This is a genomic window from Paenibacillus sp. WG02 (genome assembly GCF_055396115.1).
Map to the genome: position 1 here is coordinate 7,425,605 of NZ_AP036016.1, position 21,463 is coordinate 7,447,067.

Annotated in this window: 18 protein-coding genes; 10 read left to right on the forward strand and 8 right to left on the reverse strand. The window is 47.5% G+C overall.

All coding sequences use genetic code 11. The features are described from left to right. Positions 1-9: 9 nt before the first annotated feature. Positions 10-744 carry an HAD family hydrolase gene (locus ACBP55_RS33590; protein WP_464647915.1) on the forward strand — a complete coding sequence of 245 codons (735 nt, stop codon included), beginning with the start codon at positions 10-12 and terminating at the stop codon, positions 742-744. A gap of 78 nt (positions 745-822) precedes the next feature. Here ACBP55_RS33590 and ACBP55_RS33595 read toward each other — a convergent pair whose 3' ends face one another. Then, positions 823-1,767, reverse strand: coding sequence for an ABC transporter permease (locus tag ACBP55_RS33595; RefSeq protein ID WP_464647916.1), 945 nt, complete (start codon positions 1,765-1,767; stop codon positions 823-825). After that, positions 1,751-2,683: an ABC transporter ATP-binding protein gene (locus ACBP55_RS33600; RefSeq protein ID WP_464647917.1), complete on the reverse strand. Its 933-nt coding sequence runs from the start codon at positions 2,681-2,683 to the stop codon at positions 1,751-1,753. The genes ACBP55_RS33595 and ACBP55_RS33600 overlap by 17 nt, the downstream gene beginning before the upstream one ends. A gap of 195 nt (positions 2,684-2,878) precedes the next feature. On the opposite strand from ACBP55_RS33600, the gene ACBP55_RS33605 reads away from it, so the two are divergent. Then, positions 2,879-4,078: a sensor histidine kinase gene (locus ACBP55_RS33605; RefSeq protein ID WP_464647918.1), complete on the forward strand. Its 1,200-nt coding sequence runs from the start codon at positions 2,879-2,881 to the stop codon at positions 4,076-4,078. Positions 4,079-4,210: 132 nt separating this feature from the next. Then, positions 4,211-4,903 (forward strand): response regulator transcription factor, encoded by a 693-nt coding sequence (locus tag ACBP55_RS33610; RefSeq protein WP_464647920.1) that lies wholly within the window; start codon positions 4,211-4,213, stop codon positions 4,901-4,903. Between the two features lie 80 nt (positions 4,904-4,983). Here ACBP55_RS33610 and ACBP55_RS33615 read toward each other — a convergent pair whose 3' ends face one another. Beyond that, entirely contained in the window at positions 4,984-5,451 is a 468-nt protein-coding gene (locus tag ACBP55_RS33615) for a hypothetical protein (protein ID WP_464647922.1), read from the reverse strand. 127 nt (positions 5,452-5,578) lie between these two features. Here ACBP55_RS33615 and ACBP55_RS33620 point away from each other — a divergent pair, with 127 nt between their 5' ends. Next, entirely contained in the window at positions 5,579-6,850 is a 1,272-nt protein-coding gene (locus ACBP55_RS33620; protein WP_464647924.1) for an MFS transporter, read from the forward strand. A 339-nt stretch (positions 6,851-7,189) separates the two neighbouring features. On the opposite strand, the gene ACBP55_RS33625 is transcribed toward ACBP55_RS33620, so the two are convergent. Together ACBP55_RS33625 and gltB are read right to left on the reverse strand one after the other, a co-directional pair. Beyond that, the gene (locus ACBP55_RS33625; RefSeq protein WP_464647926.1) at positions 7,190-8,674 is read right to left on the reverse strand and encodes a glutamate synthase subunit beta; all 1,485 of its coding nucleotides are present in this window, start codon (positions 8,672-8,674) and stop codon (positions 7,190-7,192) included. A 144-nt stretch (positions 8,675-8,818) separates the two neighbouring features. Beyond that, positions 8,819-13,411 (reverse strand): glutamate synthase large subunit, encoded by a 4,593-nt coding sequence (gltB, locus tag ACBP55_RS33630; protein ID WP_464647928.1) that lies wholly within the window; start codon positions 13,409-13,411, stop codon positions 8,819-8,821. A 601-nt stretch (positions 13,412-14,012) separates the two neighbouring features. On the opposite strand from gltB, the gene ACBP55_RS33635 reads away from it, so the two are divergent. The 6 genes from ACBP55_RS33635 (at position 14,013) to ACBP55_RS33660 (ending at position 19,234) form a co-directional block, all read left to right on the forward strand. Beyond that, positions 14,013-14,990: an HD domain-containing protein gene (locus ACBP55_RS33635; protein WP_464647930.1), complete on the forward strand. Its 978-nt coding sequence runs from the start codon at positions 14,013-14,015 to the stop codon at positions 14,988-14,990. Positions 14,991-15,031: 41 nt separating this feature from the next. Continuing rightward, positions 15,032-15,607, forward strand: coding sequence for a thymidine kinase (locus tag ACBP55_RS33640; RefSeq protein WP_464647932.1), 576 nt, complete (start codon positions 15,032-15,034; stop codon positions 15,605-15,607). A 57-nt stretch (positions 15,608-15,664) separates the two neighbouring features. Next, positions 15,665-16,846 (forward strand): MGDG synthase family glycosyltransferase, encoded by a 1,182-nt coding sequence (locus ACBP55_RS33645; protein ID WP_464647934.1) that lies wholly within the window; start codon positions 15,665-15,667, stop codon positions 16,844-16,846. A 25-nt stretch (positions 16,847-16,871) separates the two neighbouring features. Then, positions 16,872-17,369 carry a hypothetical protein gene (locus ACBP55_RS33650; protein WP_464647936.1) on the forward strand — a complete coding sequence of 166 codons (498 nt, stop codon included), beginning with the start codon at positions 16,872-16,874 and terminating at the stop codon, positions 17,367-17,369. Between the two features lie 152 nt (positions 17,370-17,521). Beyond that, positions 17,522-18,253, forward strand: a complete 732-nt coding sequence (locus ACBP55_RS33655) for a polysaccharide deacetylase family protein (protein ID WP_173185800.1) — start codon at positions 17,522-17,524, stop codon at positions 18,251-18,253. 54 nt (positions 18,254-18,307) lie between these two features. Then, positions 18,308-19,234 (forward strand): polysaccharide deacetylase family protein, encoded by a 927-nt coding sequence (locus ACBP55_RS33660; protein ID WP_464647939.1) that lies wholly within the window; start codon positions 18,308-18,310, stop codon positions 19,232-19,234. A gap of 19 nt (positions 19,235-19,253) precedes the next feature. Here the strand turns inward: ACBP55_RS33660 and ACBP55_RS33665 are convergent, their stop codons facing one another. The 3 genes from ACBP55_RS33665 to ACBP55_RS33675 form a co-directional block, all read right to left on the reverse strand. Next, positions 19,254-19,466 (reverse strand): C40 family peptidase, encoded by a 213-nt coding sequence (locus ACBP55_RS33665; protein WP_464647941.1) that lies wholly within the window; start codon positions 19,464-19,466, stop codon positions 19,254-19,256. Further along, positions 19,456-20,040 (reverse strand): C40 family peptidase, encoded by a 585-nt coding sequence (locus ACBP55_RS33670; protein ID WP_464647943.1) that lies wholly within the window; start codon positions 20,038-20,040, stop codon positions 19,456-19,458. Before ACBP55_RS33670 ends, ACBP55_RS33665 begins: the two co-directional genes overlap by 11 nt. Positions 20,041-20,188: 148 nt before the next feature. After that, positions 20,189-21,391 carry a WD40/YVTN/BNR-like repeat-containing protein gene (locus tag ACBP55_RS33675; protein ID WP_464647945.1) on the reverse strand — a complete coding sequence of 401 codons (1,203 nt, stop codon included), beginning with the start codon at positions 21,389-21,391 and terminating at the stop codon, positions 20,189-20,191. Positions 21,392-21,463: the final 72 nt, after the last annotated feature.

Here is a 21,463-nt window from a genome sequence, read left to right on the forward strand (position 1 = left end):
ACAGAGCCTATGAGAGAACAGACGATACTTTTTGATCTTGATGATACGTTGGTGCATTGTAATAAATATTTTGACTTCGTGATTGACCAGTTTATCGATCTTATGCTTACTTGGTATTCCGGGCATGGACTTAGCGCGCAGGACATCAAGCAGAAGCAGCTCCAAATCGATCTCGCTGGCATCCACATTCATGGGTTTATGCCGGATCGTTTTCCCAAATCATTTGTTGAAACGTACCAATGGTTCGCCTCACAATATAACCGTCCAACGAATGTAAAAGAAGAGTCATGGTTGATGCAATTAGGCCACACTGTCTATGAATACACGGTAGAGCCTTATCCGCTTATGAACGAAACCCTTGATCATCTTAAGCAGGCCGGCCACCGACTGTTCCTATATACAGGTGGCGATGCATCCATCCAAATGAAAAAAGTGAAGGATTTGAACTTGGACACCTACTTTGATGATCGCATCTTTGTTACGGTGCATAAGACGAGAGAATACATGGAAACGATCATGAATGAACAGCGTTTTGATCGCAACCACACATGGATGATCGGCAACTCGATCAAGACAGATGTATTGCCTGCGTTACATGCGGGTATTCACTCGATTCACATTCCTGTACAGCAAGACTGGGAGTATAACAAAGGAACCATTGACATCACTCCCAAGGGGGCGTTCTATCAGTTGGACTCTTTGCAGGAAGTTCCTGATACCATCCAGGCGTATATTCAGAAATGAGAAAAGGACGATTCCAAAGGTTTCATAACCTAGGAGTCGTCCTTTTTTGTATCCGTTATTTGCAAGACCGCCCGAGAATCAGGCGGCTACATCGCGTCTGCGGAATATTTCCCATGAAAGCACATTAAACAACAAGAAGTAGAAGAGCAGCACAGTTATCGAGAAACCAAGCGTCATCCCTTCGGCCAGCGGTTGCCCCTGTAAGTAGGGAGTAAGATCCGTGTTGGCGAATAAAAAATATTTGCCCCAGCTGTATCTCATCAGCAATAGCGTAATAATTTGCCCCGCGAACATGATGAAAATGCTAAGACCAATAGCCAGTGAGGAGCTGCGAAATACGGTCGAGATCATAAAGGCCATCGTCACGATCATGACGAGTTCGATCAGCTTTAGTCCATAGGTTGCAAACACATACACAAGCATACTCCCTTCCTGAACTTGTCCCGCTGCATTTACAGTCAAATGTGGAAGGTTTAGACTCTGAAATCCGTAGAGGAACCCGTTCACAATCAGAGATGTAATAAACATCACAATCAGTAGAGTAGCTGCAAACAGCAGCGTTGTTAGATACTTTGACAGGAGAATCTTTGCTCGGCTAGCAGGACGAATGAGCAGCAGCTTAATTGTCCCCCATGTAAACTCACCAGCGACCATATCTCCGGCAATGATCACGGTAAATAACGTAACCATGATGATTAATCCGGCTGCGCTTAGGGTGCCGCCCCATAAGGTATTATCTGTCGGAGGGTAATTATGATCCAACATGTATTGCTGGAGGGCTATGTCTTCCTTCATCTGCTGTTTAAATTTGGCCGGTACATCCGGATTTTCCAGTTCTTTCTGATTGTGCTCTATCGATTCCGCCGTTCTTGTCTTCCATTCTTCATTTGTACGATCACCTGAATGTGAGAACAGTGCAGCTAATACAACAATGACAATCAATAATATACCTAGAATCCAAGTACGAAGCCTACGATATATTTTCATATGTTCATTTCGAATGAGATTAAGCAATCGGATCACTTCCCGTCATCTCTAAAAATTGATCTTCCAGGGATTTGGTTGCCGCTCGGATGCCGTAGACTGCAATCCCTGCCTCTACGAACCTTCTATTCCATGCTGCCGTCTCATGCTTATCAAGAATCATAATGATCTCATCTCCAGCCACTACCACAGGGGCTCCATGCGCGGCAGCTACTGTCAAAGCTTGATCCAGTGACGCCACCTCAAAAACCACCTGCTGCTTGCCATCCGCCTGACCGAACTCTTTAATCAGTCTAACGTCCACCAGCTTCCCGTTCTGAATAATGGCGACACGGTCGCACATCAGCTCCATCTCCGAAAGTAAATGACTGGACACGATAACTGAAATTCCATCCTCACGGGTAAGCTTCCGTAAATGGTCACGCAGCTCACGAATACCTGCTGGATCCAGCCCATTCGTAGGCTCGTCTAGGATCAGCACAGACGGCTTATGCAGCAAAGCTTGAGCAATCCCAAGCCTTTGGCGCATACCGAGGGAGTACGTTTTGACCTTGTCATGGATTCTATTTCCCATACCAACAAGATCAATGACCTCCTGAATGCGGTCTTCCTCAATGCCCGGGAACATTCTCGCGTAATGGACCAAATTATGATAACCACTCAGAAACTTGTACATTTCCGGATTTTCCACAATAGCGCCAACATGACGAATCGCTTGCTCAAAATGGGTACGAATCGAATAGCCGCCAATCCGTATATCCCCTTCTGTGATCGACATGAGTCCGACCATCATCCGAATGGTTGTCGTTTTTCCCGCACCGTTTGGACCAAGAAACCCAAACACCTCGCCCCGCGGCACCTCAAAGCTTAATTTATCGATAATCGTCTTAGAACCGATTCGTTTCGTAATTTGATCGATTTTTACTATCGGCGTAATGGCATCTGTTGCCGTCATCTTTAACACTCCCCCTAACTTTTAAACCAATATAACCCAATGCTACCCTACCTGAACGGCTTTGCCTAGTAATCTTCCTAAGAATAGTCATAGAGCAGGTCACAATGATCATGAAACCATATGACTGCGCTCACTATGGCTTTTTCCTGATTTTATGTACAATGATCTTAAGATCTTGTGTAAAGGAGTCCTTTTATGATTCAAAGAAGACCTTGGCACGGTGTGGAGTGGTCCCTATTTATCGTTTTGACCGGTTCTTCGCTGCTTGGCCTGCTTTATGCGCTTCTGCATATGCATGAGCATGAACTAACGACCAACATCCAAGCAATATTGGCCATCCTCCTGTCCTATGGCGCTCCATTTCTATTCTGGAGACCGAATTACATCAACTCAACTTTCTATCCAATTGCCGTGCTGCTGACTGGTATTCCTCTACAAATCTATCTTTCTTGGATGCAGCAGGATGCGTACCTTACTATTAATTGCCCATTAATGGTCATTGGATTCCTCACCGACCGAAAAAATGCTTGGTGGACCGCACCCATATTCATGGTGGCTATGCCTGTTGAGTATTATTTCATCCTACATAGCGGGATGGGGGTTGGCCAATTATTTAGCTTTATCTTAAATGCTGTGCTGTTCTTCGCCATTGGCCTTAGCTTACAACGGGTTGTGACTTCGAATGAGAAAACCGAAAAGCTTTTAGCCGAGAACCAACGTCAGTATCACTTAATCCATGAGCAAAATAACGCATTAGAGCAGTACGCCAACCAAATCGAACAGCTTACGCTGCTTGAGGAACGCAATCGGATGGCACGTGAATTGCACGATACAGTGGGTCATACGTTTACTTCCGTCATCATGGGGATGGACGCTGTGTCCTACCTGATCGAAGCTGCGCCAGACAAAGCCAAAGAAAAGCTGGACGTTCTGCGTAGTGTAACCCGCAATGGACTCGAAGAAGTACGCCGCAGCATTCATCAGATGGTTCCCGAGGGCGATATGCTGCTTTCCCAACAATTGACGAGACTGGCCAACGAATTTGCCCTTCATACCGGGACCCAAATCCGATTCACGACCGTAGGTGAGGAATTCGAAATTCCGAAACAAACCAAACTTTCGCTTATTCGTTGTCTGCAAGAATCACTGACCAATGCCAAACGGCATGGTCGGGCTTCCACTGTAGAAGTTACATTGACATATTCCGATGATTTAGTCGACATTCGCATTGAGGACGATGGCATCGGTACAGAGCAGCTCAAAGTTGGCTTTGGTATCAACGCCATGCAGGAACGCATCTTTGCTCTGCAGGGTACGCTGCAGGTTAGTTCCACATTAGGTCAGGGTACTGTCGTCCATTGCTCCATTCCTGCCAAACACTCGCCGTCCTTCTAAATTCTTTCCCGTTGGAAGCACTGGGTGGTACAATGTGGATACAAACATTCGATGCCAGTTTTTCTGGCGAAAAACTCAAGTAATGCTTTCGAAGCCAGTTTTTCTGGCGAAAAACTCTGAGGAGGACCAAACATGAACACGACCCCGCTTAAACTTCTCCTGGTTGATGATCAGGATTTAATAAGAGAAAGCCTACACATCGTGCTTGATATGGATCCGGATATTCATGTCGTCGGTTTGGCTGAGAATGGTCACATAGCTATAAGGCAGTGCGAAGAACAGCAGCCTGATGTAGTGCTCATGGACATTCATATGCCTGTCATGGACGGCGTCGAAGCAACCCGACAAATCAAAGCTACATGGCCACAGATTCGTGTCATCATTCTGACAACCTTCCAGGAAATCAGCTATGTCGTTGATGCCTTAGGAGCGGGTGCCGAAGGCTATTTGCTCAAAGCTATTCATCCAAAGGATCTGGCGGCCGGTATTAAATGGGTGCATCAAGGCGGTACACTCATCCCGCAAGATATCGCCAGAATGCTCGTCAAGGAAGCGAGAGGCGCTGCTGATCACACACCCACATCACAGGGTGCCGGGGTCAAAGCTGTGGAGGAGCAGGTTCGGGCTGATGCGTATGGACTCAGCGAGCGCGAAGTGCAAGTGCTGCACTGTATCGCCGATGGCCTCAATAATAGAGAAATTGCCGAAAAGCTATTCTTGTCCGAAGGCACTGTGAAGAACTATATTTCCAGTATATACTCGAAAATGGACGTCCGAGATCGCGTGCAAGCATCCAAGAAGGCTCATGAGGAAGGGATGCTTTAGATTTTCAACTGCACTAAGACACGGAAAGACCGCCCTTCGACTAGGAAGAAGCGGTCTTTTTTCCCTTTTGTCCTTTTCACCTATCCAAAAAGCTTCTCCAGCAACGACTTCTTTCGTTTCCGAATCTTTTTGTAGCTTTTCACCCTGGAATATGTCGGCTCCTCATCAGCTGGTTCAGGCAGTTCAGCTGAATAAAGCGTCAGTAGGGATTCCTTATCAACTCCCTGCTGTTGTACGTCGGCATCCATATCTGTCGGCTGCTGCACGACAATGATCCCATTGGCCAACTGCTCTTGAAGCTTATGTTCAATTTGATATTTAAATTGCCGCAGCAATTGTTCTTGTTGTTTGTTCTGGAGTTCGAAATGCGCATGAAGCTGCGTTTGAAGATCCGCTACCTGCTGGGAGAGGAGTACAACTGCTTTTTGCAGAGAATGAAGATGCTGTGTACCAATGGGTTCGTCCATTTCAAACTCCTGAAGGTCCTCCCCATTCTCAGCTAGCAGTGCATGCAGTTCCGCCGCCGAAATGAGATCCTCTTTCTTCATGTGCTCCCCTCCAATCCGTACATTCTAGGCTCACGCAGCGTCGTGCGCAATCACCTGCTCCTTCTATTGTACATGATGTGTATGAATTGTTCACCTTTTGATTCTGTGAGTTAGGAGTAAATCAAACATGCAAATAGAATCCCAGCTTAAAAAGAAACAGCGGGTACTAGATAATTTCCTGATACCTTTCGTAAAATCGCGTTCCTTTCCTTATCTGTGGCTTAGCCAACTCATATCCATGCTGGGCGGTTCTGTTACTACCGTTATTTTACCCATGGTTGTTTATTCCCTAACAGGTTCAACCACGATGATGGGCATCGTTATGGCTGCTTATATGCTCCCTTACGTCATCATGCTCCCCTTTTCCGGCTGGATCGTCGATCGTTATGATCGCGTTAAAATTATGATGCTATCTGACATCGTCCGATTCATAGCCATGTTAGCCATTGCTGTTCTTATTTTCACTAACACCTTATCCATCCATGTTTTATTCGGACTTGTAGGCATCTATGGCCTCATGGAAGGCCTTTTTCATCCTGCGTATTCAGCTGTACGCGCCACCGTATTCACACCCGAAATTCGCAATGCAGCTAACGCTCTGACACAAATGAGCAATCAAGGCGTCCGACTCATCGGCCCCGTCCTCGGCGGACTGCTGATTTCCACCTTATCAGCCAGTTACGGCTTCGGATTAGATGCACTGACCTATCTATTCTCCTTTTTTTGCTTGCTCTTTTTGGTTAAAAAATCGCTTTACACACCAACCATCAAGCAATCCGCAAATCAACCCTCGACTTCGTGGAAGAGCGAATTTCTAGAAGGCATTAAGATTCTCAAAGGTCATCCCTGGCTTTGGATAACGATCCTTGCCTTTTCGTTCATTAATATTAGCTATAGTGGAATTAGTGTCATTCTGGTTCCTTGGTTATTCAAAGTACATCTACACCTGGATCCATTGATATATGGTATAGGGATTACGTGCTCCGGCCTTGGAGCTATTGCTGCAGCACTCATTTTTGGCTCTAAAACAAAATGGCCTCATCGAGGTCTACTCGCCTACGGCTCTGTACTCCTCAGCGGCGTGGCATTGCTGTTCTTGCCTTTCACCTCTTCACCGGTCATTCTAGCTTTGCTGATGGCGGTAGAAGGCTTTGGACTTATGATCTTCGGTCTTATCTGGGAGACCAGCTTACAGGAGCTTGTACCGGCAGAAGCCTTCGGCCGAGTGGTCAGTCTGGATCTGTTAGGCTCCTTCGCCCTGCTACCTGTGAGTTATTTCCTAGTCGGCTGGATTGCTGATGGTATTGGCGGGATTACGACCATAACGATATTCGCTTCGATTGGCATCGCCATTGTTGCTAGTGTACTATGCGTGCCGGCTATTCGTCGGTTTCAGTGATTGGTTAGGTTATCTTAAGGACCTCACGAAAGGGAACGTCAATGCGTTATTTTGCTTAATATTCGCTATTATGCTATCGTGGCGGAACGTCAGTGCGCTATTTCAATTTTGAGAGCCGTATTTCAGACTAAATGGTAAAATAACGTATCCATGTTCCCTTTTGTGTTCATAAAGGTAGATATCTCGATAAATAGCGCATCGTCGTTCCTCTTGCTACGTCCGGATACGCAGACGTTGGCTAGATAAGATATTCCCACTGCTATTGTTTGACGACAACTAAATCAGGGTCAAAAAAAGGAAGAAACCCAAACCAAGGGTTCCTTCCTTCTTTCCGCATCTTTATGGTAAATTCGATGATCCCATCAAGTAACGATCGACTTCACGAGCCGCTGCGCGGCCTTCGTTGATCGCCCAAACCACGAGGCTTTGCCCACGGCGCATGTCACCGGCAGCGAAGACACCGTCCACGCTCGTAGCGAACTTACCGTAGTCGGCTTTCGCGTTGGAGCGCTCGTCTTTGACGACGCCGAGTTGATCCAGCACCGTGTTCTCCGGTCCTGTGAAGCCCATCGCGATCAGTACCAGCTGAGCTGGGTATACTTTCTCGCTGCCGGGTACTTCCACAGGAACGAACCCACCCTTCTCGTTCTTCTGCCACTCGATGAGCACTGTGTGCAATTCCTTCAAATTGCCATTCTCATCCCCCACGAACTTCTTCGTGTTGATTAAGTATTGGCGTGGATCTTCGCCTTGCACGGCAGCCGCTTCTTGTTGACCATAGTCCACCTTGTGAACTTTTGGCCATTCCGGCCAAGGATTGTTCGCTGGACGTGTGTCCGGTGACTTCGGCATAATCTCAAACTGCGTAACACTCTTCGCTTTATGACGCAAAGATGTACCCACGCAGTCTGTACCCGTGTCGCCGCCGCCGATGACAATAACATCCTTCCCTTCGGCGGAAATGAACGCGCCGTCAGCGTGCTCGGAATCCAGCAAGCTCTTCGTGTTCTTGCTCAGGAATTCCATCGCCAAGTGGACGCCGCCTAGCTCACGCCCCTCGATCGGAAGATCGCGGCCTTTCGTTGCCCCGCCACACAGAACAATGGCATCGAATTCCTCTTGCAGCTTCTCGATCGGATAGTTCACACCGACATGAGCGCCGGTAACGAACGTGATGCCTTCGGCTTCCAGCAGGTCCACACGACGCTGGACGTACTTCTTATCCAGCTTCATGTTCGGAATGCCGTACATGAGCAATCCGCCCACACGGTCTGCACGCTCGAACACGGTGACCCAGTGTCCGGCTTTGTTCAGCTGCGCTGCTGCAGCGAGTCCGGATGGCCCCGAGCCTACGACAGCTACCTTTTTACCTGTGCGCACTTCCGGAGGCTCAGGTGTAATCCAGCCCTCATCGAAGCCTTTATCAATAATGGCTTTCTCGATGCTTTTGATCGTAACCGGTGTATCCTTCAGACCTACCGTACAAGAGCCTTCACATGGCGCCGGACAAACACGTCCCGTGAACTCTGGGAAGTTGTTCGTCTTATGCAGACGGTCCAGAGCCTCTCTCCACCCACCACGATATACCAGATCATTCCATTCCGGAATGAGGTTATTGACTGGGCAACCAGCGGCCATGCCGCTGATCAACGCCCCTGTGTGACAGAAAGGAATCCCACAATCCATACATCTAGAGCCTTGCGTCTGCAATTTATCTTCTGTCAGCGGCGTCGCAAACTCCTTCCAATGTCCAATTCGGACTAGGGGAGCAGCTTCAGTTGCCACTTCACGACGATGTTCTATAAAACCAGTTGGTTTACCCATTTACGTTTAATCCCTCCTGAGCGTTTTCGCGAGAAAACTTACTTCGTAAGCATGTGCTGAGTTTTTCACCAGAAAAATGGGCATCGGAAGCATTTCATGTTTTGCTTCAGCAAAACCTACTTCGTCAGCATCTGATCTGATTCGTTAATTTCCACCGACCCGAGAAACGTCCCTCATATTCGCCTCGAAAGCAACCATGATGGCTTCTTGTTGGCTTAGTCCGGAGCGTTTCACCTTTTCGATAGCATCAAACATCCGTTTGTAGTCCTTCGGTATAACCTTCACGAACTTCCAAACGTACTCATCCCAGTGCTGAATAACTTGGTGGGCAACGCTGCTATCCGTAAATGTGGCATGATGCTGAATCATCGTTTTCAGTTCATTCATTTCATAGGTTTCTTCCAATTGCTCAAGGTAAACCATTTCTTTGTTCACCTTACTTGAGAAATCGCCCTTCTCATCCAGTACATAGGCGATACCGCCTGACATACCTGCTGCGAAGTTGCGGCCCGTAGAACCGAGGACAACGACACGGCCGCCCGTCATGTATTCACAACCATGGTCGCCAACACCTTCGACAACCGCTCGCACGCCGCTGTTTCTTACGCAGAAACGCTCGCCTGCAATCCCCCGGATGTAAGCATCCCCGTCGGTTGCGCCATAGAACGCGGTATTACCAATAATAACGTTGTCTTCAGGAACAAAATGAGACTTACTGGAAGGGAAAATAGCCAGTTTACCACCGGATAATCCTTTACCAACGTAGTCATTCGCATCGCCTTCCAACGAAAGCGTGATCCCTTTCGGTACGAAAGCACCGAAGCTTTGACCAGCAGAACCATTAAAGTGGAGGCGGATCGTATCGTGAGGCAAGCCGTCCACACCGTGACGACGTGTAACTTCACTACCTACAATCGTTCCGACAACACGGTTGACGTTCGCAATTGGCAGGATGGCGTGCACATGCTCCTTGCGCTCAATAGCAGGCTCACAAATCGCGAGCAGCTTCGTTACGTCCAAAGAGCGATCCAAACCATGATCCTGCGACATTTGGCAGAATCGGCCTACATGCTCGCCCATCTCTGGTTGGTGCAGAAGCGGCGATAAATCTACGCCCTTAGCTTTCCAATGCTCGACTGCTTGCTTAGACTCCAGCACATCTGTGCGGCCGACCATCTCTTCAATGGTGCGGAAGCCAAGCTCAGCCATCATCTCACGCACGTCCTGCGCGATGAAGGTCATGAAATTGACCACATGCTGCGGATCCCCGGCAAATTTCTTGCGAAGCTCCGGATTTTGCGTAGCAACCCCAACCGGACAAGTATCCAGATGGCACACGCGCATCATTACGCAGCCAATGGTAATGAGCGGAGTTGTCGCGAAGCCAAACTCCTCAGCCCCTAGTAAGGCAGCTACGACAACGTCGCGCCCCGTCATCAGCTTGCCGTCTGTCTCGACGACGATACGGCTGCGCAGGTTGTTGAGCACGAGCGTCTGATGCGTCTCCGCCAGACCGAGCTCCCAAGGCAGTCCCGCGTGACGAATACTCGTCTGCGGCGACGCGCCTGTTCCTCCGTCGTAGCCGGAAATCAGGACAACGTCCGCTTTCCCTTTGGCTACGCCGGCAGCGATGGTGCCAACACCGACCTCGGATACCAGCTTCACGCTGATCCTCGCCCGCGGGTTGGCATTCTTGAGATCGTGGATCAGCTCAGCTAGATCCTCGATCGAATAAATATCGTGATGCGGCGGCGGCGAGATTAAGCCTACGCCTGGCGTAACACCGCGAACCTCGGCCACCCAAGGGTACACCTTGGTTCCCGGGAGCTGACCGCCCTCGCCTGGCTTCGCGCCCTGCGCCATCTTGATCTGAATCTCGTCAGCATTGACGAGATAGTGGCTTGTGACGCCGAAGCGGCCGGACGCCACCTGCTTGATTGCGCTGCGGCGAAGGTCGCCGTTCGCATCCGGCGTGAAGCGCTCCGGATGCTCGCCGCCCTCGCCGGTATTGCTCTTGCCGCCGATGCGATTCATCGCAATCGCGATTGTTTCATGCGCTTCTTTACTGATGGAGCCATAGGACATGGCTCCCGTCTTGAAGCGCTTGAAGATCGACTCGATCGGCTCCACTTCTTCGATCGGAATCGGTTGCCGGCCTTCCTTGAAGCTCAGAAGCCCGCGCAAAGCCATATATTTCTCATCCTCACGTTTGATGAGCTTCGAGAAATTCTTATACATCGCGTAGTTGTTCGTACGAACGGCTGATTGTAAGGCATGCACCGTTTCCGGTGTATAGAGATGGTCTTCTCCGTCTCTGCGCCACTGCAGATCACCACCGGTATCGAGCACCTTATCGCGTCCCTCTTGCTCGGAAAAAGCGCGATTATGGCGGATCAAAGCTTCCTTAGCCACAATATCGATGCCAATCCCGCCAACAGGTGTATGTGTCCATGTGAAATACGAATCGATGAGCTCTTGGCTAAGTCCAATCGCTTCGAAAATTTGTGCCCCGCGATAACTCTGAATCGTGGAGATACCCATTTTCGCCAGGACTTTAACAACGCCCTTCGTCACCGCTTTAATGTAGTTATAGGTCGCTTTCTCAATATCAACGCCAACAAGCTGCTTGCGCGCTATCATGTCGTCTAACGTTTCCAACGCGAGATACGGGTTAATAGCCCCTGCGCCATAACCGAGCAGCAAAGCAAAATGGTGCACTTCACGCGGTTCGCCCGACTCTACAAGCAAGCTGACCTTGGTCCGTGTGCCTTGTCGAATCAAATGGTGATGGAGGCCCGAAGTCGCCAGCAGCGCCGGAATCGGCGCCTTACGGCTATCCACACCGCGGTCTGAAAGAATGAATAGCGAAGCGCCTTCCACAATGGCTTGGTCAGCCGCAGCATAAAGGGCTTGCATAGCACTTTCCAGACCTTCTGTGCCTTCGGCCGCCTCGAATAGAGTAGGCAATGTAACAGTTTTGAAGCCATCGCGCTTAATATGTCGCAGCTTCGCCAACTCTTTATTAGAAAGAAACGGTGATTGCAAACGTATTTGTCGACAGCTCTCCGGTTCAGGGTTAATCAGGTTGCGCTCAGGACCGATTGTCGTGCCTTGAGCTGTAATAATTTCTTCGAAATTCGCATCGATCGGCGGGTTGGTAACCTGCGCAAACAATTGCTTGAAATAGTTATATAACAGCTGCGGTCGATCGGAAAGCACAGCAAGCGGGGCATCCGTCCCCATTGAACCAATGGGGTCTACACCTGTTTTGGCCATTGGCTCCAGTGTTTTACGCAATTGTTCGAAGGTATAACCGAATGCATGCTGACGCTGCAGTACCGTGTCATAGTCGGAACCGAGCACGATTGGGGCATCTTCCAATTCTTCAAGGGAAACCAGGTGCTCGTTCAGCCAATCGCGGTATGGCTGTTCACCAGCGATGCGGCTTTTGATTTCCTCATCCGTCACGATGCGTCCTTCAACCGTATCAACAAGCAGCATGCGTCCCGGTCTGAGGCGATCTTTGTACAGAATACGCTCCGGCTCAATATCCAAGACGCCAACTTCTGAAGCGAGTACAATTAAATCGTCGGTAGTGACATAGTAACGCGATGGCCGCAAGCCATTACGGTCAAGGATTGCTCCAATTTGACTGCCATCTGTGAAAGCAATTGCCGCCGGACCATCCCACGGCTCCATCAGTGTACTGTGGTACTCGTAGAAAGCTTTCTTCTCATCATCCATCGTTTCGTGCTTGGACCAAGGCTCTGGCACCATCATCATCGCTGCATGCGGCAGCGAGCGTCCAGAAAGCATGAGGAATTCTAAGGTATTATCAAACATTTGTGAATCGGAGCCATCGGTATCAATAACAGGAAGAATGCGCTTGAAATCTTCACCGAATAATTCGGTTTCGCACATAGCCTGACGGGCGTGCATCCAGTTCACATTGCCACGGAGGGTATTAATTTCACCATTGTGAATCAAATAGCGGTACGGATGTGCACGTTCCCAGCTCGGGAATGTGTTCGTACTAAAGCGGGAGTGAACGAGTGCGAGTGCGGAGTCTACTTTCTCATCTTGCAATTCCAAGTAATAATCGTCCACTTGCTTAGGCGTTAACATTCCTTTATAAACAATCGTTCTGCTAGACAAGCTAGAATAGTAAAATTGCGAATCACCATGAGCTAATTTGATAGCGTTTTCAGACAGCTTACGAATAATATATAACTTACGCTCAAAATCCAAGTTGCTCGAAACATCTTCACTTTGACCAATAAACACTTGGCGTATAAACGGCTCTGCTGACTTCGCGGAATCTCCCAATGAACTGTTGTCCGTTGGAACGGTTCTCCATCCGAGGAATTGCTGCCCTTCTTGTTTGACAATTCGCTCAATTATACTCTCACATGCTTGGCGCGCCTCCAAATCCTGAGGTAAATAGACCATACCGACACCATAGCAGCCAGCAGCAGGGAGCTTTATATTCTCCTCCTCACAAGCGGAATGAAGGTACGTATCCGGGATTTGCATCAATAAGCCTGCCCCGTCACCCGTATTCGGTTCACTGCCTTGACCACCGCGATGATCTAAATTACAAAGGACACGAAGCGCCTGTTTGACGATTTCATGTGATTTGACACCTTTGATATTGGCAACAAAGCCAATACCGCACGCATCATGCTCAAACCCCGGATCGTACAATCCCTGTTTGGGAGGTAATCCAATTTTAGTCATGTTGTGCAACCTTTCTTCCCTCTTTTTTGGTTGTACTCTTCATCCTTGCTGGATGATGGAGTCATTTACCCTTGGACGCACGCGTTAAAGCGCTAAAAAGTGATGACACGCGAATGCCTATTCCATCTAAACCAAGCTAATTAATTAGATGAAATATTCTCAATATTTTTTATATTATATTAACACTTGATATCTTATAGTTCAATTCAAAAATAATTAATATGAAAAGGTTTTCATTATAATAGATTCCCGTCCGCCTTAGTCGCCTGACTGTTCTGTAAATTATCCTTGTTGCTTCGTGATTTCACCGCTAAAAGGATGACCCGTTGCTATAAGTCTCTACCTTTATATTCAATCGTTCTCCCACAGCCGGACCGGCTTGCCATCCCATACCGCAGCGCCTAAAATAATGATACAATCACTAGGAGTTCCATGGGAATGTTTCCAAGTAAAGTTAACTTTCCACGAGCATCCAAAGCCAAGTTTTGAGTTTCTTTTTCATTGGCCGATGATAGCGAACATTCTATGTTTCATGCTATGATAGCTTATACCGCTGCAAAGAACATACATCCAGATTCCACAGCCTAGGAGGAACTCTGTTTTGAGTATACAGCATACTTTTTCAACCGGAACGATCTGGGAGCCTCTTTATCAATGGCACATGCAGGCCCATCCGATTGAAGTTGAGCTTTTCCGGTCGCAGCCGGTTCGCCGTCTGAAGTTTTTGCATCACTTCGGGGCATCTGCGCTATTTTCACCGATGACACATTCCCGTTTTGAACATACAGTAGGCGTCTGGTCATTGATGGCTCACTTTTGCCCAGATGATCCTCATCTGCGCATTGCTGCGCTTCTGCATGATATTGGACACTTGCCTTTCTCTCATGCGGTTGAGAGAACACTTGGGTTCGATCATCATCGGCAGACTGAACAATTGATAAGGCGCGGCGTCGTTGCTGATATTCTTATCAAGCACGGCATTTCACCACCGTCGATTGTCGATATTTTGAATCAAGACAGCCCTCTTACGAATAAAACGACGCTTCTCGGGCTCGATCATCTGGATAGCTTTCTAAGGGATACTTATTATGCCGGACAACAAGTACGGTCCCCCTCAGAGATTGTCAAAGGGCTTCGCTTACGCGGTCATTACGTGGAAGCTGATGAAGATACAGCTGCTGCGCTCGTTCATGCGGTCGTCGAGGACCACCGGCTCTTTCTGAACCCGCAGTTTCTTGCGATGGATGCTCTGCTGGCCAAGGCCGCTGCTCATCATTGCGAGTCGAATCCCGGCATGAAGGAACGTATTCCTTCCCTTATGGATCATGAATTGATCCAAGAGCTTTTGCAAAGCAACAATACGATTTCCAGGGAAATCATCCATGTGCTGATGTACGAGCCTGAGCGGATTCGAATCACAGGGGAGCCTGTTCCAGGCAGTATAGAAGTCAAAATTCGAAAGCTTTACAAGAAACAGCCACTTATCGGCGATAAGCTCGCCTCAGAAGTAAGCTTTCAATCCGCCGTCAAACTAGCAGAGCTTGATAGCATGACAGCCACCTACTTTTTTACCATTTAAATACTTACATTTATTTCATCCGCAGAGGGGAATGGCCCAGTTTGGCAAAATTGTATTTCCGTTACGGCACAATGAACAGTGGTAAATCCATTGAAGTTTTACGTGTTGCACACAATTATGAAGAACAAGGGAAGAAAGTCCTGCTTCTCACGCCCGTCGTAGATGACCGTTTTGGGGTTGGCAAAGTCGTCTCCAGAATTGGCATGCAAAAGGTCGCTACCGTCGTCGACAAAAACTTGGATATGATTGCACTCGCGAGCACAGAACGCCCAAACTGCATTTTGGTTGACGAAGCGCAGTTTTTGAATAAAGAGCAGGTTGCTCAATTAATTGAAATTGTGGACGAATTGGATATTCCCGTTATTGCTTATGGGCTCCGGGCTGATTTCATGGGGCAATTATTCGAAGGAAGCGATGCCTTATTAGCTGTAGCTGACACGATCGAGGAGATCAAAACGGTTTGCTGGTACTGCGACAAAAAAGCGATTATGAATATGCGCTGCAAAGATGGAGAACCGATCTTCCACGGCGAACAGATTCAAATTGGCGGTAATGAAAGCTATGTACCTGTGTGTCGTAAATGTTACGCATCTAAGCGGAAATCTTCACAAATTTAATGGCAATACTTATCTATAGGTTACAAAGATATGGTTTTATTAAGAAAGGTGAGTTCCTTGCGAAAAAAACGGATTTTGCTCTTATCCGAGGGCTTCGGGAAAGGTCATACGCAAGCGGCTCACGCGCTTTCAGTGGAGCTTAGGCAGAGCTCATCTGAGATTATTACACGTGTGATCGAGCTTGGTGCTTTTTTGCATCCTACCTTGGCGCCTTGGATCTTTTCGGCATACCGCCGCACGGTTACATCACAACCCAAACTCTATGGTATGCTTTACCGTAATCAATATGAAAAAACGCCTAGCCGCGTTGCAGGGCTTATTCTGCACCGTATTTTCTACTCCCAAACAAAAGCGATCATCAAACAGCTAAAACCAGATGTCATCGTTTGCACGCATCCTTTTCCGAGCATTATTGTCTCTCGTCTCAAAAGAGCTGGACTTGCTGTTCCCCTCTTCACCGTCATCACCGATTACGACGTTCATGGCACATGGATTGATCCGGCTGTAGACAAATATTTGGTTTCAACACCGATGGTAAGAGAACGCTTGATTGGCCGCGGCGTGCCGGAAACACATGTTGAAGTCACAGGGATTCCTGTGCATCCTAATTTCCGTTTGGAACATAGCAAAGAGCAGATTCGCCAAGAATTCGGTCTAAAAGCAATGCCCACGGTTATGGTAATGGGCGGCGGTTGGGGTGTATTTAAAAAAGAAGAAAAAGAAGAACTGCTGACGTACTTGGCAAGTTGGAGCAAGGATATCCAGCTTATTATTTGCTTGGGGACGAATGAAAAAGCGCGTCAACAGCTACTCGAGGAAGACGTATTCCGGCAGCCTAACATACATCTGATCGGTTATACAAGCGAGATTAACAAGCTGATGGATATCTCCGATCTGCTCATTACGAAGCCTGGCGGGATGACCTGTACAGAAGCGATGGCCAAAGGTATTCCAATGCTCTTCTACAGCCCGATTCCTGGTCAAGAAGAGACGAACTGCGACTATTTTCAGGAACAGGGTTATGGCCAGAAAATTATATCGCTAGAGATGATAGATCACTGGTTCAACTTGCTGCTTGATCAGTATCCGGAACTTGTGAAACGCAGGATGGATATCCGTAACCACCAAAAATATACAGCGCAAGACTGCTCCGCAGCGATCATTCAATACCTAAAGTTATCGGAGAAGCGCTCCTATCTGCAGGCATCAACAACAACACCGCTCATACAATGGTATTAACCATGTAAAGGGCGGTGTTTTATTTATGGGTCCCCTTCACCGATTCGGCAAGCAGTTCATCTTCACCTATTTACTTATTTGGTTCGTTGGAAGCCTCTGGATGATGGCTGTGCTGGGCAGCGGCTCTGTTCAGGGGAAGCTGCTCGGTATCGACGTAAATCTGTATCACGAGTATGTGAGTTTTGGATTTGCAGGAGCTTTAGGCGGGGCATTGTATGGACTGCGCATGTTTCATGAGCATTACCATGACCTCACCACCCAATGGGTATACTGGTACCTGATGCGTCCAATACTATGCTTCGGATCAGCGATTATTACGATCGTCTTATTCGAGAGCGGCATTCTGCTGCTGCAAGTCGGGGACTCGATGGCCGCTCGTATCAGTGTGGCGTTTCTTACCGGTTATGGATACGGGAAATTCATGGAGAAGATTCGTGCATTGACGAATACGTTTTTCAATGGAAACGCGAATACGAATGGGAGCGGAAGCGGTAATAATGGCGGTGATCAACCTAAGCCCTAATAAGATGATGCAAAAAGACATGTTGCCCTTCGCAGCATGTCTTTTTTTGTTCAAAATAACCATAAGAGCTGTACGCTCCAAATGAATATTGAATTGGATTGGGTTAATTGGAGATTATAATTTTGTCACCTACTTGTATAAAGGAGAACACCATGAGAATATTCTTGATTTTGTGCATTTGTCTTTTTTTGATCCAGCCTGCTGCTAATGCTAATTCCGCCCCTAAGAAAGATCGAGCTTATTATGAGACACGCGGAGAAATCGTTTGGGAAGTAAACACCGATGAAAAAGTCATTGCACTAACGTTCGACGATGGTCCTCACCCTGCGTACACACCTCAGATTCTGGAACTGCTAAAACAGTACGAAGCTAAAGCCACTTTTTTCGTTGTTGGCAATAAAGTAAAGCTTTACCCTGACGTTCTAAATCAAACCATACGCGAGGGCCATGAGATAGCTAATCATACATATACCCACGCCTATCTAAGCAAAAAAAACAATATCAAAAAAGAAATTAATAAAACAGAGGAACTTATCTATGACACAACAGGAAAGCGATGCCTATTGTTTCGCCCACCTGGAGGGTTTTATAATGAACGGCTTGTAGCTACTGTCCGGGCTGAAGGTTATAAGATGATTATGTGGAGTTGGCAATTGGATACAAAGGATTGGAGTACGCCAGGAGTCAACAAGATTGTAAATCGCGTATTAAAGAATGCGAAAAACGGAAATATTGTGTTATTTCATGACTATATTGAAGGTCCTACACAGACCATAGAAGCCTTGAAAATCATTTTGCCAGAATTAAAAAATAGAGGATATCAACTTGTTACCGTTTCACAGCTTCTAAACTATAACAAAGCTCTCCCTGCAAAAATTAATTAGACAGACATAGATATGCCTAAATCTAAAAAGTGATTTGAAATGGAGTGCTTTGCAATGGCACATTTTAAGCTGCGTTATTGTTTGATCCTTTGTGCGCTGCCGGTTTTGTCTGGATTCACAGCATCCGCTGGCGATTCCGTCATGACCGAGATTATGAATGAAGCTCCAAAAAAGCGAATCTTACCTATTTCCGCCAGAATTGATCGTGTTGAAGGTGCTATCCCTGGATACAATGGTCTGGAAGTCGATATCCAAAAGACATACGAAATGAATAAGAACAACCTTGGCGGCAGATCTATTCATTATGTATATAAGGAAATACCGCCAGAAATTCATCTTAACCAGTTGGGTGCAGCCCCTATTTATCGCGGCAACCCTCAAAAACCCATGGTTTCCTTCATGATCAATGTTGCATGGGGAAATGAATATCTACCACTAATTCTCGATACACTGGATAAGCATCATGTAAAAACAACTTTCTTTCTGGACGGATCTTGGCTGAAAAAAAATGTGACTACGGCCAAACAAATCCTGAACCGCGGTCATGAAGTATCCAATCATGCATATTCTCATAAAAAAATGAGCCAATTAAGCAACAGCCAAGCCTACCAAGAAATCTCGAAAACCGAGAAACTGCTCTCTCAAGAACTACAAGTAAAAAACCGATGGTTTGCTCCCCCGTCGGGTGATTTCGATAAAGAAACCGTTGAAGTTGCTCAAAGTATGAAGCTGAATACGGTGTTGTGGACGTTAGATACGATTGATTGGAGAAATCCAAGCCCGCAAACCATTATTCATAAAATAAATACAAAAGTGGACAATGGTTTTTTAATCCTCATGCATCCTACTGCATCAGCAAGTAAAGCCCTAGATGGCATGATTACCGCTGTAAAGAATAAAGGATTGCACGTAGGGACTGTAAGCGATGTTTTGTCTACTAATCGGGTTCCAGTCGGTGAACAGTACTTTGGGACCGAATGACTTGGAACTTTTGGGAGAGTTACAGAACGCGCTTAGCCTGGACAAAGCGCTCTTTCCAAGAACTATTCAATTCAGATATTGTGACTCCAATGCCCGCACGGAAGGTATGCAGCATAAGGCCGTTACCTAAGTACACCGCAACATGTCCGATCCGGTCGATGCCGCTTTTATTTTTTCTTTTGGGAGTGGTGAAAAACACGAGATCACCTTCACGCAGTTGTTCAATGGACACTTCTGTACCTAAGCTGACTCTGCTGCCTTGAATCTCGCGGCAGCGACACCCCTTGACTGATAAAGATGTATCTCAAGAAGGAAGAACAGTCGAAAGAGTCGGTTTGGTCCGACTTCGCCCCGAATACGTAGGGGGTTCCAAGGAAGTCAAATCCTTTCACAATGAGATGGTCGGCTTTGCGTTTCCAGCTCGGCTCCTTTTGATCCGAATGGGCAAGCTGTTCAAAATGCGTGACGACTTTAGCGATTTCGGTTGCGGATATCTTTACATTCTTCGAATTTGGGACTGGATCATCTCCATCTTGAGTTTGATCTTGCGTGAGAGTACTCTCTTTCTCCTTCACGGAAGGCGCGCTGCTGTCAGGAGTTGTTTGCTGCACCTCACTTCCTGTGATATGAGCTGACGCTTGCTCCGACATTCTAACTTCAGCCTTTGGTTTCGCTGAAGGTTCCGCCACTTCGCTAGCTGTATTAGCAAACGATAATTCCATGTTTTCAGGATTTTTCATGGTAAAACCGATCAGGACCAGAAAAGCAATGACTAGAGCGGATATCTCATATTTTTTGGCAAGCATGTCGTCTCCTCTAGATAAGCAAGTTTACCTATACCATTCTAAGGCCGATGACAAGGTTAGGGGGTATATAGGATGGGATTTCATGGGTGATTAGATAGTGAAGAAGCCTTTCTGTCAGCAGGTCTCTGCTTCCAGAAAGGCTTCTTCTTCATTTCGCTGCATCAAACGTATGCACCTTGTTCCAACTGACGCCACCGCTAGCGGTGGTGTACATCACGCTTGGCTGCTCATTGCCATTCGTGATGAGCCAGCCTTGATTGATGTCTGCCATAGCCAGCAGCAGCTCACCGTAACCTGTGAACGACTCCTTGCCGTTCACCCAGGTCTTGCCGCCGTCCTTGGTCCACCCGACGGAATTCGGCTTGTCGCAGCTCGGGCACTGCCCGCCCATATAAGCTACGTCTGGACTCACGACGTATAGAGGTCCCGGCTTGCTGCCCGTGTTCTTCGGCCCTTTGTTCTCACCCGTAGGGAAACCAGGGGCTGGTCCACCTCCGGCGGTGCTGTTTGCCAGAACCGTCAGCCAGTTCTTCCCGCCGTCTTTCGTGTGAAACAACGAATACGAGGTTTGGGTCATCCCCGATTCGCCAATGAACTCAACCCAAGCATCGTTTACACCTGCAGAACGAATAACGACACCGGTTAGTGAAGCTGCTGTATTACGCGACATCACCTTATTCCATGTCTTGCCGCCATCCTGTGTGCGCTGGACTTCTATTTGATCTTTGACTTGTCTGACTGCCCATCCATGATTGGCATCATGGAAATAGGCGTCCCCTTTTATTCCCTCGGGTACTGGCAGGGAAGTCCATTTTGCGCCTCCATCCACGGTGTGTGCATTTCCGCTAAATGCTTCCGTCTTCGATACAAAATGAAGGAATGCCTGATTCGGTACTTTACCAACGGTTGTCCAGTGCTGACCACCATCCTTCGTACTTAGCAGTTTACCTTCATCACCGATTGCTGCCCAAGCATCTTGATTATTCAGAGCGAACAACTGCTTAATGTCGCCTGTCCCTTCATATTGAACCTTCCATTTCACGCCGCCATCTTCTGTCCGTGCGATCCAACCTTTGCCGCCGATCCAGCCGGATTTGGCATCAGCCAGCCTTACCGCGGTTACCCCGTTCATCGATACCTTCGATGGTGTTTCATTCCCTTTATTAGGAACCGCTGTCGAACCAGGAGCTGGCGTATCAGCCGCCGTTGTCGGTTGTGGCGTGATCGTTGCACTAGGTGCAGGTGAATTGGAAGCATTCCCCGTTCCGCTTGCTGTACCGGATGATTGACACCCTGTAAGTGCGAATAATGTTATTGCCAAAAGCGTAAACGTTTTTCTCAACATCATCATAGCTCCCTTCAAATCTAATCCTTCATCGATCTACCTTATAGACGTAACTTTTATAGGAAAAGTTGAGCCCTA

Coding starts and splice junctions, on each gene's coding strand:
- ACBP55_RS33615 (WP_464647922.1), bottom strand. CDS start 5,451: ATGAAGAAAGAGGATCTCATTTCGGCGGCGGAACTGCATGCACTGCTA.
- ACBP55_RS33650 (WP_464647936.1), top strand. CDS start 16,872: ATGGGTCCCCTTCACCGATTCGGCAAGCAGTTCATCTTCACCTATTTA.
- ACBP55_RS33675 (WP_464647945.1), bottom strand. CDS start 21,391: ATGATGATGTTGAGAAAAACGTTTACGCTTTTGGCAATAACATTATTC.
- ACBP55_RS33590 (WP_464647915.1), top strand. CDS start 10: ATGAGAGAACAGACGATACTTTTTGATCTTGATGATACGTTGGTGCAT.
- ACBP55_RS33655 (WP_173185800.1), top strand. CDS start 17,522: ATGAGAATATTCTTGATTTTGTGCATTTGTCTTTTTTTGATCCAGCCT.
- ACBP55_RS33620 (WP_464647924.1), top strand. CDS start 5,579: ATGCAAATAGAATCCCAGCTTAAAAAGAAACAGCGGGTACTAGATAAT.
- ACBP55_RS33670 (WP_464647943.1), bottom strand. CDS start 20,040: ATGCTTGCCAAAAAATATGAGATATCCGCTCTAGTCATTGCTTTTCTG.
- gltB (WP_464647928.1), bottom strand. CDS start 13,411: ATGACTAAAATTGGATTACCTCCCAAACAGGGATTGTACGATCCGGGG.
- ACBP55_RS33605 (WP_464647918.1), top strand. CDS start 2,879: ATGATTCAAAGAAGACCTTGGCACGGTGTGGAGTGGTCCCTATTTATC.
- ACBP55_RS33660 (WP_464647939.1), top strand. CDS start 18,308: ATGGCACATTTTAAGCTGCGTTATTGTTTGATCCTTTGTGCGCTGCCG.
- ACBP55_RS33610 (WP_464647920.1), top strand. CDS start 4,211: ATGAACACGACCCCGCTTAAACTTCTCCTGGTTGATGATCAGGATTTA.
- ACBP55_RS33625 (WP_464647926.1), bottom strand. CDS start 8,674: ATGGGTAAACCAACTGGTTTTATAGAACATCGTCGTGAAGTGGCAACT.
- ACBP55_RS33600 (WP_464647917.1), bottom strand. CDS start 2,683: ATGACGGCAACAGATGCCATTACGCCGATAGTAAAAATCGATCAAATT.